General features: G+C 43.9%; 14 protein-coding genes and 1 rRNA gene. All 15 read right to left on the bottom strand.

The genetic code is table 11. The features are described 5' to 3' along the window. Nucleotides 1-4: 4 nt before the first annotated feature. The 15 genes from AM592_RS18385 to AM592_RS18320 all read right to left on the bottom strand — a co-directional run bounded on the left by AM592_RS18385 (nucleotide 5) and on the right by AM592_RS18320 (nucleotide 14,196). A 16S ribosomal RNA gene (locus AM592_RS18385) occupies nucleotides 5-1,556 on the bottom strand. 350 nt (nucleotides 1,557-1,906) lie between these two features. Next, the gene (lysS, locus tag AM592_RS18380; RefSeq protein ID WP_053605140.1) at nucleotides 1,907-3,409 is read right to left on the bottom strand and encodes a lysine--tRNA ligase; all 1,503 of its coding nucleotides are present in this window, start codon (nucleotides 3,407-3,409) and stop codon (nucleotides 1,907-1,909) included. Nucleotides 3,410-3,496: 87 nt separating this feature from the next. After that, complete coding sequence (gene dusB / locus AM592_RS18375; protein ID WP_053605139.1) at nucleotides 3,497-4,498, bottom strand: tRNA dihydrouridine synthase DusB; 1,002 nt, start codon at nucleotides 4,496-4,498, stop codon at nucleotides 3,497-3,499. An 18-nt stretch (nucleotides 4,499-4,516) separates the two neighbouring features. Then, nucleotides 4,517-4,729, bottom strand: coding sequence for a helix-turn-helix domain-containing protein (locus AM592_RS23530; protein ID WP_082364182.1), 213 nt, complete (start codon nucleotides 4,727-4,729; stop codon nucleotides 4,517-4,519). Continuing rightward, complete coding sequence (gene folK / locus AM592_RS18370; protein WP_053605138.1) at nucleotides 4,681-5,184, bottom strand: 2-amino-4-hydroxy-6-hydroxymethyldihydropteridine diphosphokinase; 504 nt, start codon at nucleotides 5,182-5,184, stop codon at nucleotides 4,681-4,683. Before folK ends, AM592_RS23530 begins: the two co-directional genes overlap by 49 nt. Then, entirely contained in the window at nucleotides 5,181-5,543 is a 363-nt protein-coding gene (folB, locus tag AM592_RS18365) for a dihydroneopterin aldolase (protein ID WP_053605137.1), read from the bottom strand. Before folB ends, folK begins: the two co-directional genes overlap by 4 nt. Beyond that, the gene (gene folP / locus AM592_RS18360) at nucleotides 5,536-6,393 is read right to left on the bottom strand and encodes a dihydropteroate synthase (protein ID WP_053605136.1); all 858 of its coding nucleotides are present in this window, start codon (nucleotides 6,391-6,393) and stop codon (nucleotides 5,536-5,538) included. Before folP ends, folB begins: the two co-directional genes overlap by 8 nt. Nucleotides 6,394-6,417: 24 nt before the next feature. After that, nucleotides 6,418-7,263 (bottom strand): aminodeoxychorismate lyase, encoded by an 846-nt coding sequence (gene pabC / locus AM592_RS18355; protein ID WP_053605135.1) that lies wholly within the window; start codon nucleotides 7,261-7,263, stop codon nucleotides 6,418-6,420. After that, entirely contained in the window at nucleotides 7,260-7,853 is a 594-nt protein-coding gene (pabA, locus tag AM592_RS18350) for an aminodeoxychorismate/anthranilate synthase component II (RefSeq protein ID WP_053605134.1), read from the bottom strand. Before pabA ends, pabC begins: the two co-directional genes overlap by 4 nt. Before the next feature lie 6 nt (nucleotides 7,854-7,859). Continuing rightward, a complete protein-coding gene (locus AM592_RS18345) occupies nucleotides 7,860-9,269 on the bottom strand; it encodes an anthranilate synthase component I family protein (protein ID WP_053605133.1) in 1,410 nt (469 codons plus the stop codon). A 146-nt stretch (nucleotides 9,270-9,415) separates the two neighbouring features. Further along, complete coding sequence (locus AM592_RS18340; RefSeq protein WP_053605132.1) at nucleotides 9,416-10,468, bottom strand: SDR family oxidoreductase; 1,053 nt, start codon at nucleotides 10,466-10,468, stop codon at nucleotides 9,416-9,418. Between the two features lie 146 nt (nucleotides 10,469-10,614). After that, complete coding sequence (cysK, locus tag AM592_RS18335; protein ID WP_053605131.1) at nucleotides 10,615-11,538, bottom strand: cysteine synthase A; 924 nt, start codon at nucleotides 11,536-11,538, stop codon at nucleotides 10,615-10,617. A gap of 60 nt (nucleotides 11,539-11,598) precedes the next feature. Beyond that, nucleotides 11,599-12,486 (bottom strand): peptidyl-prolyl cis-trans isomerase, encoded by an 888-nt coding sequence (locus tag AM592_RS18330; protein WP_053605130.1) that lies wholly within the window; start codon nucleotides 12,484-12,486, stop codon nucleotides 11,599-11,601. Nucleotides 12,487-12,533: 47 nt separating this feature from the next. Beyond that, nucleotides 12,534-13,409 (bottom strand): Hsp33 family molecular chaperone HslO, encoded by an 876-nt coding sequence (hslO, locus tag AM592_RS18325; protein WP_053605129.1) that lies wholly within the window; start codon nucleotides 13,407-13,409, stop codon nucleotides 12,534-12,536. A 10-nt stretch (nucleotides 13,410-13,419) separates the two neighbouring features. Continuing rightward, nucleotides 13,420-14,196 (bottom strand): type III pantothenate kinase, encoded by a 777-nt coding sequence (locus AM592_RS18320; RefSeq protein WP_053605128.1) that lies wholly within the window; start codon nucleotides 14,194-14,196, stop codon nucleotides 13,420-13,422. Nucleotides 14,197-14,427: the final 231 nt, after the last annotated feature.

Below are 14,427 nucleotides of genomic sequence, written 5' to 3'. Positions count from 1 at the left end.
TTAGAAAGGAGGTGATCCAGCCGCACCTTCCGATACGGCTACCTTGTTACGACTTCACCCCAATCATCTGCCCCACCTTCGGCGGCTGGCTCCAAATGGTTACCTCACCGACTTCGGGTGTTGCAAACTCTCGTGGTGTGACGGGCGGTGTGTACAAGGCCCGGGAACGTATTCACCGCGGCATGCTGATCCGCGATTACTAGCGATTCCAGCTTCATGCAGGCGAGTTGCAGCCTGCAATCCGAACTGAGAACAGATTTGTGGGATTGGCTAAACCTTGCGGTCTCGCAGCCCTTTGTTCTGCCCATTGTAGCACGTGTGTAGCCCAGGTCATAAGGGGCATGATGATTTGACGTCATCCCCACCTTCCTCCGGTTTGTCACCGGCAGTCACCTTAGAGTGCCCAACTGAATGCTGGCAACTAAGATCAAGGGTTGCGCTCGTTGCGGGACTTAACCCAACATCTCACGACACGAGCTGACGACAACCATGCACCACCTGTCACTCTGTCCCCGAAGGGAAAGCCCTATCTCTAGGGTGATCAGAGGATGTCAAGACCTGGTAAGGTTCTTCGCGTTGCTTCGAATTAAACCACATGCTCCACCGCTTGTGCGGGCCCCCGTCAATTCCTTTGAGTTTCAGTCTTGCGACCGTACTCCCCAGGCGGAGTGCTTAATGCGTTTGCTGCAGCACTAAAGGGCGGAAACCCTCTAACACTTAGCACTCATCGTTTACGGCGTGGACTACCAGGGTATCTAATCCTGTTCGCTCCCCACGCTTTCGCGCCTCAGCGTCAGTTACAGACCAGAGAGTCGCCTTCGCCACTGGTGTTCCTCCACATCTCTACGCATTTCACCGCTACACGTGGAATTCCACTCTCCTCTTCTGCACTCAAGTTCCCCAGTTTCCAATGACCCTCCCCGGTTGAGCCGGGGGCTTTCACATCAGACTTAAAGAACCGCCTGCGCGCGCTTTACGCCCAATAATTCCGGACAACGCTTGCCACCTACGTATTACCGCGGCTGCTGGCACGTAGTTAGCCGTGGCTTTCTGGTCAGGTACCGTCAAGGTACCGGCTTATTCAACCGGCACGTGTTCTTCCCTGACAACAGAGCTTTACGATCCGAAAACCTTCATCACTCACGCGGCGTTGCTCCGTCAGACTTTCGTCCATTGCGGAAGATTCCCTACTGCTGCCTCCCGTAGGAGTCTGGGCCGTGTCTCAGTCCCAGTGTGGCCGATCACCCTCTCAGGTCGGCTACGCATCGTTGCCTTGGTGAGCCGTTACCTCACCAACTAGCTAATGCGCCGCGGGTCCATCTGTAAGTGGTAGCACAAGTGCCACCTTTGATCACAAAACCATGCGGTTTCGTGACGCATCCGGTATTAGCCCCGGTTTCCCGGAGTTATCCCGATCTTACAGGCAGGTTACCCACGTGTTACTCACCCGTCCGCCGCTAACCTTTCGGAGGCAAGCCTCCAAAGGTCCGCTCGACTTGCATGTATTAGGCACGCCGCCAGCGTTCGTCCTGAGCCAGGATCAAACTCTCCAATAAAAGTTTGACTGACTACGCATAGTCGCCTATGCGATTTTTTAAAACAAAATCTAGAATTAACAGGTACGTTTGTCTTGTTTAGTTTTCAAAGATCATTGTCTTAGAGCGACCCTATTATCATAACAAGAATCAAGATAATAAGTCAAGACTTTTTTTAAAAAGTTTTTTTGCTGTTGCCCTCTTTTTGCGGCAACGAATAATAATATACCACTCTATGAATGTTTGCGCAACACCTTTTTTATATTTTTTTAAAGAATTTAAGATAATTTTTTTCTTAGTATATTTCATCTTCTTATACAGGCCCCAAAAAAAGAAATAAACCACTGCAAGGCAGTGGTTTATTAAGCATCCTAGCGGTTATGCCTCATTTGAGGGAACAATAATACATCTCTTATAGATGGCGAATTCGTCAACAGCATGACGAGTCTGTCAATTCCAATGCCTAAACCGCCTGTTGGAGGCATTCCGTATTCCAATGCTTCAACGAAATCTTCATCCATTAAGTGAGCTTCATCATTTCCTTCTTCTCTTTCCTTCAGCTGAGCTTCGAATCTTTCTCTCTGGTCAATTGGGTCGTTCAACTCTGTAAATGCATTTGCATGTTCTCTGCCCACAATAAACAGCTCGAAACGATCAGTGAAGCGGGGATCTTCCGGGTTTTTCTTCGCTAAAGGCGAGATCTCTACCGGATGCCCATAAACAAAAGTAGGCTGAATAAGAGTTTCTTCTACTTTTTGCTCGAAAAATTCATTGATAATATGTCCGATACTCATAGAATTCGTGATTTCGATCCCATGTTCTTTTGCTAATTCTCTTGCTTCATCTAGAGACATTTCTTGTCTAAAGTCTACGCCCGTTGCTTCTTTTACAGCGTCAGCCATATGAATTCTTTTCCACTCAGGCTTTAAATCCACCTCATAGTCTCCATATTGAACTGTAGTAGATCCAGTAACCTCTTTTGCTACATGGGCAATCACATTCTCGGTAAGAGCCATTATATCTTTGTAATCAGCATATGCTTCATATAATTCAATCATCGTAAACTCCGGGTTGTGACGGGTAGACACTCCTTCGTTACGGAATACGCGCCCGATCTCGTACACTTTCTCAAGGCCGCCGACGATCAAACGTTTCAGATGAAGCTCGATGGCAATACGCATGTATAAGGGCATATCTAATGCATTATGATGGGTAACGAAAGGTCTCGCGGATGCACCTCCCGGGATGCTGTGCATCGTAGGCGTTTCAACCTCCAAATATCCGTGGTCATCTAAGTATCTTCTCATCGATTGAATGATTTTGCTTCTTGCAATAAAGGTTTGTTTGCTGTCAGGATTTACGATTAAATCCAAATAGCGTTGGCGATAGCGCTGCTCAACATCTTTTAAACCGTGGTATTTATCGGGAAGCGGACGCAATGCTTTTGTCAGCAATGCAAATGAGTCTGCCCTCACCGAAAGTTCTCCTACGTTTGTTTTAAACACTTTACCGGAGACTCCAATGATATCTCCTAAATCAGCTGTTTTAAAAATTTCATAAGCTTCTTCGCCGACACTGTCTTTTCTTACATAGATTTGAATCTGGCCTGCTAAATCCTGAATATGGGCAAATCCGGCTTTCCCTTTGCCTCTTTTTGTCATCATGCGTCCCGCAATGGTAACTTGAATTGCTTTTTCTTCCAGCTCTTCTTTTGTCAGTTCTTGATATGAATCCATCAGTTCGTTCGACTGATGAGAACGCTCATAGCGGAAGCCAAACGGATCGATCCCGTTTTCCCTTAATTCGTTCATTTTTTCGCGTCTAACTTTCAGCTGGTCATTTAATTCATGCTGGGAATTCTCTTCTTGGCCCATTTTAACGATCACTCCATCATTTTATTAATCACAAGAATAAAAAACTGCCAGCGAATAAACTGGCAGTGAGCAGCAAAACAGAAAAACTTAACCTACTTTTGCTTTTTGAAGCTCCTTTGCCTCGGCTTCAATCGTAAATTCATCCAATAAGTTTACAAGTGAGTTTCTTGATTCACATTGGTTAATTTCATTTCGTACTTTTGCGTTTCCTCTGATGCCTTTTAGATACCAGGCTGCATGCTTTCTCATTTCCCGGACCGCGACTGATTCTCCTTTAAGTGCAATCAAGCGGTCGAGGTGAAGCTTGCAAACTTCGATTTTCTCACGGACCTTTGGTTCTTCCATCAATTTGCCTGTCTCCAGGTAGTGAACGGTACGGTAAATCATCCATGGATCACCTAATGCTGCACGCCCTATCATGACGCCGTCAACACCTGTTTCATCAAGCATCCGTTTTGCATCGTGCGGAGTTTTCACATCTCCGTTTCCGATAACTGGGATAGAAACGGAATTTTTAACTTCTTTAATGATATCCCAATTTGCAGTACCTTCATACATTTGAACACGAGTACGGCCATGTAGTGATACTGCTTTACCTCCTGCGCGTTCAACAGCCTGTGCATTCTTGACGGCAAAAATATGATCCTCATCCCAGCCCATTCTCATTTTTACAGTAACAGGCTTATCAACAGCCTCTACAACCGCAGAAACCATTTCGTAAATTTTATCCGGATCTAAAAGCCACTTCGCTCCAGCATCACACTTTGTAATTTTTGGAACAGGACACCCCATGTTGATATCAATAATATCCGCGGTGGTATTTTGATCAACAAATCTTGCCGCTTCGACAAGGGTATCTTTTTCTCCCCCAAATATTTGCAGGCTTAACGGCTTCTCCCGTTCGTCGATATAAAGCATCCCCATTGTTTTGGCGTTATTGTAGAGAATCGCTTTGTCGCTCACCATTTCTGCACAAACGAGGCCTGCTCCAAACTCTTTTACAGTCAGTCTGAAAGCAGAATTGCATACGCCTGCCATCGGAGCAAGAACGACTCTGTTTTTCATTTGAATATCGCCGATTTTAAACATACGATTATCCTCCTTTCGTTAATTATCCCAAGGTGAAAGCAATTCTTCCACCGATATATTTAAAGCTTTAGCTGCATTATGAATCAGTTGTTCTGACGGGTTACGGGTACCGCGTTCTACTTCACCCAGCACAGACACCGAGATGCCTAAAGTCCTGGCAAACTCTTCTTGAGTATACCCTTTTAGCTTTCGGTATGCACGAATTCGTCTACCTCGGTTCTCTGCCTCCATATTCTTACACCTTCTTGATCTGTTCGTTTATTTATGAGTCCTTCTGTCAAATCTGGTTTGATTTCTTTCAAGGGTATAAGTACAAATAAACGTTCATGCATTCTAGGATGCGGAATAATAAGCTGCTCTGTCTCAATATTTTCTTCATTATAGAGCAAAATGTCAAGGTCTACTGTTCTTGGTCCCCACCTGATCGTTCGCTCACGGTCAAGCTTAGCTTCTGTCTTCAGCAAAAACTGAAGCAATTCAAAAGGATCCAAGGAAGTCGATAAAGAAATCACCATATTTAAAAACAAGTCCTGATCGTCATAGCCAACGGGATCGGTTTCGTATATAGAAGAAACTGCATCTACCTTCACGTGAGGATGCTGATGGATAAAGGATACAGCGCTTCTCAAATATGCTTCGCGATCCCCCATATTAGAGCCGAGTGCAACATATACGATATTATTCATTGTCTCGTTCTTGTCATTTCTATGGCCACCGATTGATAATGGCCCGGTATGGGGGGATCAGGCTTTATCACTTTCACTTTGCACTCTGACACATTCGGAAACGTTTCGAGCACCTTTGCTGTTATCGTTTCTGCCAAGGTTTCAACAAGCTTTACCGGCTTTCCTTCCACCACGTCCCTGCAAATATGGTAAAGGTCTGCATAGTTTATTGTTGCATCGATATTGTCGGTTTTTCCGGCTTCACTTAAATCAAGCGACGCGGACAAATCGACCTTAAAGCGCTGACCGAGCTTATTTTCTTCCGCGAAAACGCCATGATACCCGTAGAATTCCATACCTTCGACATACACCTTATCGATGGTAAACGCCTCCTTTGTTTATCATCGCATCCATCATTTTCGCCATTCTTGAGATTTGCAGTACGTCATGCACCCTTACGATATCGCAGCCTTTTTGAATACCAAGGCAAACGGTTGCTCCTGTCCCTTCCGCTCGTTCTTCCGGCGGCAGATCCAGCACCCGCCCGATGAACCGTTTTCTGGATGTTGCTAATAAAACGGGAAATCCCATCGAACAAAATGCTTCAAGCTGATTCATAACCGAAAGATTGTGCTCAAAGTTTTTAGCAAAACCGATACCTGGATCGATGATAATCTGATGGTCCTCTACTCCAGCCGCTTTCACGAGGGAAATGCTTTCTGATAAATCCGTCACCATGTCCTCAATAAGATTTTGATAATCCGTGTTATGGCGATTATGCATAAGGATAATAGGAACGCCATGACTTGCTGCAACACCTGCCATACCTTCATCCGCCTTGGCTCCCCATACATCATTGATAATGGAGGCTCCTGCTTTGAGCGCCTCGTCCGCTACCTCGGCTTTATACGTGTCGATTGAGATCGGCGCCTCAATTTCATTTGCCAGCCGCTCAATGACCGGAATGACCCGTGATAACTCTTCATCTGCAGAAACAAACTCTGAACCGGGCCTTGTCGATTCTCCGCCGATATCAATAATATGGGCTCCCTGATCAATCATAAGCTTGGCATGAGCTAATGCTTTATCCAATGATTGGTATTTGCCGCCATCAGAAAAAGAGTCCGGAGTTATGTTTAAAATCCCCATAATTAAGGTCTTATCTTCATATGTTAACCGAAAGTCTTTTGCGATCAGTTGTTTTGGTCTGGCTAATGTTTGCTCTGCCATAAACATCATCCTTCAATTGTGATTTTAAGCCTGTCTCTCTTTATTGTATACCTGTTTCAAAAATATTGTCAGCATTCCGTTCTTCCCCGGATAAACAGACGATTCTATCGCCGCAAAAGGAACAATAGCCTGGACAGAATTCGTCAACCACGCTTCATCGGCTTCCAGCAGCGATTCTTTGCGAAATTTCCCGACTCGAATCTCATATCCGTTCTCTTTTAGAACTTGCAATACATATCGCCTCATGACGCCGTTCAGTATCCCCGTACCAATAGAAGGGGTAAAGACGGTCTGATCTTTTCTCCAAAAAATGTTGGACGTGATTCCCTCTGCGACATAATGATCGCTCGTTAAGAAGATCCCTTCCTTTGACGAATCATTGCCAACTTCTTTTTTTGCGTAAATGTTATTTAAAAAATGATGGGATTTCAGTCTCACGTGTCCTTCCGGTGTGTTGCGGCGGAGGTTTAATAAAATGCCATTCTTTTCTTCAGGGATCGAATCAGGCTGGAAAGGAGAAATAAGAATGAGTACAGATGGATTGAGATATGGATTTGCAGAAGGCGCTGCTTTCTCACCAGGTCCCGCTGAAACATTTAAACGAATTCTGGCGTTGCCGCCCTGCAAACGATTGCGCTTGAGTAATTCTGCCAATATGTGAAGAACTTCTCGTTTTTCTAAATGTATGTTAATGCCTAAATCATTTAGCGCATAATGAAGACGCTCAAGATGCCACTCCAGCAAGAAAGGCTTAGCTCCGATCAGACAAAAGGACTCAAACACCCCGACGCCGTACAAAAAACCATGATCAAGAGGAGAAAGCATTGCCTCTTTCTCCTCTACATACTGTCCATTTAAATAAATGATCATGCGTTGATGTTTTTTCCTTCCTGGCGGTAAGCAGTAATAAAATTACGAAGCATGTCTTTTCCGCAGGTTGTCATAATCGATTCAGGATGAAATTGCACCCCTTCAATCGGCATGGTTTTATGACGAATCGCCATCAGCTCGCCTTCAACGGTCCAAGCAGTTTTATCAAAACAGTCCGGCAGTGTTTCTTCCTTCACAATCAGCGAGTGGTACCTTGTCGCTGTAAAAGGATTTTCCAGACCGCGGAATATCGTTTTTCCATCATGTTTCATTTCAGATGTCTTCCCGTGCATCAGCCGATCAGCCCTGACGACATCACCGCCAAATACTTGCCCAATGGCTTGATAACCAAGACATACCCCGAAAATAGGGATCTTGCCGGCAAAATGGCGGATGGCGTCCATACTAATGCCCGCTTCATTCGGACTGCACGGACCGGGAGAAATCATTAAAAAGTCCGGAGACATGTTTTCGATTTCGGAAACCGTCGTTTCGTCGTTTCTTTTTACAACGAGCTCTTCCCCCAGCTCTCCTAAATATTGGACTAAATTGTACGTAAAGGAATCATAATTGTCGATCATTAAAATCATCTCTGCTCACCTCATACTCGTATTTTTCTCTGCTTTGCTAAGCTCTAAAGCTTTCTTCAGGGCAATAGCTTTTTTATGCGCCTCTTTAAATTCATGCTTCGGGTTTGAATCAATCACAACCCCGGCACCTGACTGCATAAATGCGTGATTGTCCTTAACATATATCGACCGGATTACGATGTTAAAGCACATATCCTGATTAAATCCAAACCAGCCGATAGAACCAGTATATACTCCCCGCCTCGTTGGCTCAAGTTCTTCGATGATTTCCATCGTTCTCACTTTAGGCGCTCCGGTAATGGTTCCTCCAGGAAACACGGCGTGAATCAGGTCTGCCGCGTCACATTCCGGTTTCATCGTTCCTTGAACATTTGAAACGATGTGCATCACATGGGAATATTTTTCAATAACCATGAATTCATTGACATGGACTGATCCGTACTCGGAAACCTTGCCCACATCATTTCGCTCCAAATCTACAAGCATGACGTGCTCCGCTCGTTCTTTTTCGTTATCGATAAGCTCGTTTGCTAAACTTTCATCCTCAAGATCATCTTTTCCTCGCGACCTCGTGCCAGCAATTGGCCTTGTCTCGAGCAAAGCTCCTGTTTTTTTAATCAATAGCTCAGGTGATCCGCATATAATTTGAAAATCCGGAGCTTCCAAGTAAGCCATATACGGAGAAGGATTAATTTTTTTCATTGCTTTATATATTTTATATGGCGGTACAGAAACTTTTTCAGATTGTCTCAGTGATAAATTCACCTGAAACACATCCCCGCTCGCAATATACTTCTTTATTTTCTCAACCGCTTTTGCAAAGGAGCTTTCATCAAGAGAGTCCGGGAAAATTCCGTCTGATAGGTCTGTACATATTTCTTCTTGGTCACTTGCTTCTGCATTTGAAGCAGTAAGCCACATTGTTTCCAGCTCGTCCAAACGGAGGGTAGCGTCCGGGGAATGGGTAATGAGCCACAACAATTGATTCTCATGGTCATAAACCGTTACATCATCGAAAACAAGAAAAAACAAATCAGGTGTATCTAGATCGTCAATAGAAATCATTTTCAGCTCTTCAATATATCGGGCATAATCATAGCTTAGAAAACCAATGGCCCCGCCTTGAAAGTCAGGGTATTCCTTATTGGTTTCCGTTTCGAGTGTCTGAAACCACGCCGTAAACTCCCGAAATGGATCACCTTCTCTAAACAACGTTTGATCTCTATATTTTATTGTTGTGATCCAGTCTTTCCCTTCCGCAATGGCGATAGGATCCAATCCAGCTATGCTATACCTTCCTCCTCGCCCGCTTTCGAGCAGGACGTGGTGTGTTTTGTCGCGAGCAAGGCATTCATACGCTGTGAAAAAATCGGATGCAGTGCAAGGAACTGTTCTCGCTGTCGGTTTACGCTTCATGCTTTCATCATTCCTCTGTTTCGTTCTAGCATTATTGTAAAGCAAAACTTTTCAGAAAGAAAAGAGAAATTCATTTCCAGATTGAAAAAGCTAAAAAAAGAGCCGGTGATGCCGACTCTTTTTTACTGAATTGACCTGCCGCAGCATTAAGGTATTAACTTTCTTTCTTTAAACTCTGCAAACAAATCAAGAAAAATTTTCTCGCTATCCGCCACTTCATGAAAGCCGAACTGTTTAATTTTTGTCGTATCTGAAATGACATCGTGTTCACTGCCGAATATAAAATCAGCAAATGGCCAAGCTGCAGCCTTTTCAAAAGGAACGGGCTGCAACTGATAGTTTTCGACCATTTCTTCCCACACACCTTTTTGCAGCGGCATCATATCTGTCAATGGAATAGTTTGAACAGGTGCATAGTCCATCTCAAAAAATGAAGCGAATTTTGGCCATAATTGTTCCCATCTAAATAAATCGCCATTGGTGATATTAAAGATTTCAAAAGCCGTGTGCTCTTGAACAGCTGCCCAGACAGAAGCACGGGCAAGCAGAGATGCGTCTGTGATTTGAACTAAAGCACTATATGCTCCTTCTTTTCCCGGAAAACGAAGGGGCAGTCCCAATTCCTTTGAAATAGAAGCATAAACAGCTATGGCCATTGCAATACTCATCGGATTCCCTATTGATAATCCCGCCACAAGATCCGGTCGCAGAATCGTCCACGACCAGCTTTTTCCTTCTTGATGTGATCGCAAAAAATCTTCTTGATTATAATAAAAGTTCGGCGGAAGATGACGAGGGTCACTTTCCTTGGCCGGTGTCTTAAATTTACCTAAGTGCGCCCCATAAACCTTTGCTCCCTGCATTAAAACAACTCGTTGCAAGGAATTTGATGTTTCTTCAACAGCCATTACGACATTTTCCAACATGCTTGTATTCACTTCTATTTGATCTTTTGACAGGGCAGGGAAATCTTGATAAGCGGCAAAAAAGATATGGGTAACTTCTCCTGCTGCTTTTATTTTTTCTTTTACATCATCAACATTTAATAAATCGATGCTGATATAACGTTCAGGATGTTCACTTGGGATATTTCTTGCAACCCCTTTTACGTTCCAGTCTTCTAAAGAACTGATATGGTCTAAAATATAGCTGCCGATAATCCCAGTGGCGCCTACGACAAGTGCAGTTTTTTCCGACATGAAATCCCCTCCTTGTTTTTTGCACACCACTATTTTAATGAATGATGTTGCTTTAACGAAAATGATTCGACTTAGTTTTATTTGATATGAAAAAAGGGGCCGTCCCCAAAAGCAGGTTTTCGCTTTCGGGACAGCCCCTGGAACGTTTATTCAAATTGGTAAAGCGGAGTGCTTAAGTAACGCTCGCCATTACTTGGTAAAACAGCCAGCACTTTTTTTCCTTTTCCGAGCTTTTTCGCTACCTTTAATGCAGCGTAAATTGCGGCTCCGGATGAAATTCCGCCAAGAATGCCTGTTTCTTTGGCAGCTCTGCGTGCATACTCATATGCGTCTTCGCTTTTCACTTGAATAATGTCATCATAAATTTTAGTGTTTAAAATCGATGGGATAAAGCCTGCTCCAATTCCCTGGATTTTATGAGGCCCGGGTCTTCCTCCTGATAATATCGGAGAATCACTCGGCTCTACCGCATAAATTCTGATGGAAGGGTATGCTTTTTTCAAAATTTCCCCGGCGCCGCTAATGGTTCCTCCGGTTCCGATCCCTGCAATAAATGCGTCAAGCTGTTCGCCCATTTGTTCAACGATTTCTTTACCGGTTGTTTTTCTATGAATCTCAACGTTGGCTTCATTGCTGAATTGCTGCGGCATGAAGTAGCCATGTTCTTTTGAAAGTTCTTCTGCTTTTTTAATTGCGGCTTTCATTCCGTCTTCGCCTGGAGTTAGTACAAGCTCTGCACCGTATGCGCGAAGCAAATTTCGGCGCTCCAAGCTCATTGTGTCCGGCATGACGAGGATAGCGCGGATGCCTTTTGCAGCGGCTACCATAGCCAAACCTATTCCCGTGTTTCCACTGGTTGGCTCAATCAAAGTATCTCCTTCTTTTAGGAGCCCTTTTTCCTCAGCTTCTTCAATCATTGCAAGGGCAATCCGGTCTTTTACACTGCTTCCTGGATTCATGTATTCAAGCTTTAAGTAGATATCAGCACTGTTTTCATCGACCAAATGATTTAGCTTAACGATCGGCGTATTGCCGATTAATTCGTAAATATGATTAGCCACACGTACCAAAATAAACACCTCATTTTTTAAATATGTATTTTAATCACTTGTAGGATCGCACTTCACCTGTTACTCTTTCCCCTCAAAAAACCAATTCACTTTCGCTTCATCCCAAAGGGTTTTCACATTCGCCTGATCTCCCAGCTGCTCCATCGCAATTTGCCGTTTAATTTGATTCTTTACTTCTTCATAAGAAAAGACCCGAGCATCAAGCTTTTCCCGTAGCTGTATGACCGCGTACCCCTGGTCGACCTTCACCGGATTCTTGTCAAACTCGTTTGGTGTAAGCCTTGCTGCATTTTCTATATACTCACCCGGAATATTTTCCTGCTTTGAAGAAACAAAACCCAAATCCCCGCCATATTGGGACGTATACCTGTCAATCGACCGTTCGGCTGCCACGGCTTGGAAGCTGGAGCCCCCTTCAAGATCTTGAATCACTTCATCGGCTTCCTTTTTCGTTTTGACTACAATGTGAGCCAAACGATAAGAATCCTCAAACTCGTAAAGATCTTTGTTTTTTTGATAAAACGCTTCTAATTCATCATCAGGTATGACGACATCTTTCGTCAGCAGCTCTTCTAACAGGATATTGTGGCGGATTTGCTCTTTCCATTCTGCTTCTGTCGTTTTATTATCTTCGTAGAAAGAATTGTAGACAGCCTTTATCATTAAAAATTCTCTGTCTACCTCTTTATCGGTTACTTTTATCCCATACTTTTCGGATAATTGTTCAATGACCCGGTTATTGATCATCTCTTCCAACGTATCTTTCCCGTGATTTTCTTCCATTTTATTCAGCCATTCTTCTCTTGAAATCGAGTCGCTTCCTATTGTTGCAACTTCTTCATTATTACCGGAAGAAGCGGTTACGTGATTTCTCGTTAACACATAGGCAACGACTACGATATTGACAACTATCATAACCATAATAACCGTCCAAATTTTTCGATTCATTCTGAGCTGATCACCACCTGAAAAAATATTTAAATGGGGCTTTCCGCTTACCCCGCAGCCTCATCTCGAAGCGCTTCAAGCTCTTCTTTCGTATAGTGATATTTTTCATTGCAAAAATGGCATGCCGCTTCTGCTTGGCCATCCTCGACAATCATATCTTGAATTTCCTGAGCGCCTAGCCCAATTATAGCTGCAGCGAATCGATCCTTTGAACAATTGCAGCTAAACTGAACCGGGACCGTTTCTAATACAGAAATGTTTTCTCCTAACACTTCCTCTAGAATCTGCTCTGGAGTAAGTCCTCTGTGAATCAGCTTGGAAATCGGATCAATTTTTGACAGTCGATTTTCTATTTTTGTTATTGTCTCATCGTCTGTACCGGGAAGCAGCTGTACGATAAATCCGCCAGAAGCTAAAATCGAGTGGTCAGGATTAACTAAAACTCCAACACCTACGGATGAGGGAACCTGTTCAGAGGTCACAAGATAATAGGTAAAATCCTCGCCAATCTCACCAGAAACAATTTCGACCTGTCCGGTGAAATGGTCTCTTAAGCCTAAATCTTTGACAACACTTAACGTGCCGCTCGTTCCGACAGCCCGCCTCACATCAAGCTTGCCGATCTCATTTAGGTCAAAATGGACATGGGGCTCACTGACATATCCGCGAACCTCTCCTTTTCCGTTTCCATCTGCAATAATGGCTCCGATTGGACCGTCCCCTTCGATTTTTACAGTCAGCTTATCATTTCCTTTTAGCATGGCACCTAGCATTAACGTCGCGGTCATAGTCCGTCCGATTGCCGCGGAAGCAGTCGGCCAAGTGTCGTGCCTCCTTTGCGCTTCGGCAATCGTATCCGTTGTTCTCGCCGCGTATGCTCTTACTTGTCCGTCGAAAGCCAATGCTTTTATTAAATAGTCCATCGTTTCCCTCCTATATCGTTTCGACTCGATTACGCTCGTAAATAAGCTCCAGGCCTTTTAATGTCAAAAAAGGATCGACAATATCTATGCAGTCTGATTCGTCTGCTATAAGAGAAGCAAGCCCCCCTGTAGCAATAACTTTCGGATTATGATTAGACTGCCATTTCATTCGTTTCACAATGCCTTCAACTTGTCCGACATACCCGTATAATATCCCGGACTGCATGGCAGTAACCGTGTTTTTTCCAATGATGTGCTCCGGCCGGACAATTTCTATCCTAGGCAGCTTTGCCGCTCTTGAATATAGAGCTTCCGTAGAAATCGTGATGCCTGGCGCGATCGCACCTCCCATGTATTGCTTGTTTTCATTGATATAGCAATATGTGGTCGCCGTTCCGAAATCGACAATGATAAGCGGGCTGCCATAAAGATGAATAGCAGCAACTGCATTAACGATACGATCCGCACCGACTTCTTTCGGATTATCGTATTTAATATTTAATCCCGTCTTGATTCCAGGGCCGACGATTTGCGGATCAATAAAAAAGTATTTCTTGCACATTCTTTCTAATGCAAACATGATGGGCGGTACGACAGATGAAACAATGATTCCGTCAATTTGTTCAAACATCAGCCCCGCATGCTCAAACAATGATCGCAAAAGCATTCCGTACTCATCTTCTGTTTTATTGCGGCTAGTCTCAATCCGCCAATGATACTCAAGCTCTCCTTTATGATAAACACCAATAACCGTATTGGTATTTCCCACGTCTAATACTAGTAACAACCTTCATCACCACTTATCATAGTTTCTCTACCAATCATCAAAAGAATTCTCACTCCATAAGATACACGAAGTTTCATGGTCTTGTAAAATGAACGGTAGCAAATGAAAGAAAAAGCTGCCAAATCGCATATCTGGCAGCTTTTTCAACACATTAAATTTATCCCGCATTAACAGGCACTATGACCCCCACCTTAAGATTATGAATGTAAACGAGCAATCCTAGGTGGGGGA

The sequence above is a fragment of the Bacillus gobiensis genome (assembly GCF_001278705.1).
Classification (GTDB): Bacteria; Bacillota; Bacilli; order Bacillales; family Bacillaceae; genus Bacillus; species Bacillus gobiensis.
This window is presented reverse-complemented; position numbering and strand designations above follow the sequence as displayed.

Excerpts from the sequence above, each read along its gene's own strand:
- lysS (WP_053605140.1), bottom strand. The coding sequence starts at position 3,409 with ATGGGCCAAGAAGAGAATTCCCAGCATGAATTAAATGACCAGCTGAAA.
- dusB (WP_053605139.1), bottom strand. The coding sequence starts at position 4,498 with ATGTTTAAAATCGGCGATATTCAAATGAAAAACAGAGTCGTTCTTGCT.
- AM592_RS23530 (WP_082364182.1), bottom strand. The coding sequence starts at position 4,729 with ATGGAGGCAGAGAACCGAGGTAGACGAATTCGTGCATACCGAAAGCTA.
- folK (WP_053605138.1), bottom strand. The coding sequence starts at position 5,184 with ATGAATAATATCGTATATGTTGCACTCGGCTCTAATATGGGGGATCGC.
- folP (WP_053605136.1), bottom strand. The coding sequence starts at position 6,393 with ATGGCAGAGCAAACATTAGCCAGACCAAAACAACTGATCGCAAAAGAC.
- pabC (WP_053605135.1), bottom strand. The coding sequence starts at position 7,263 with ATGATCATTTATTTAAATGGACAGTATGTAGAGGAGAAAGAGGCAATG.
- pabA (WP_053605134.1), bottom strand. The coding sequence starts at position 7,853 with ATGATTTTAATGATCGACAATTATGATTCCTTTACGTACAATTTAGTC.
- AM592_RS18345 (WP_053605133.1), bottom strand. The coding sequence starts at position 9,269 with ATGAAGCGTAAACCGACAGCGAGAACAGTTCCTTGCACTGCATCCGAT.
- AM592_RS18340 (WP_053605132.1), bottom strand. The coding sequence starts at position 10,468 with ATGTCGGAAAAAACTGCACTTGTCGTAGGCGCCACTGGGATTATCGGC.
- AM592_RS18330 (WP_053605130.1), bottom strand. The coding sequence starts at position 12,486 with ATGAATCGAAAAATTTGGACGGTTATTATGGTTATGATAGTTGTCAAT.
- hslO (WP_053605129.1), bottom strand. The coding sequence starts at position 13,409 with ATGGACTATTTAATAAAAGCATTGGCTTTCGACGGACAAGTAAGAGCA.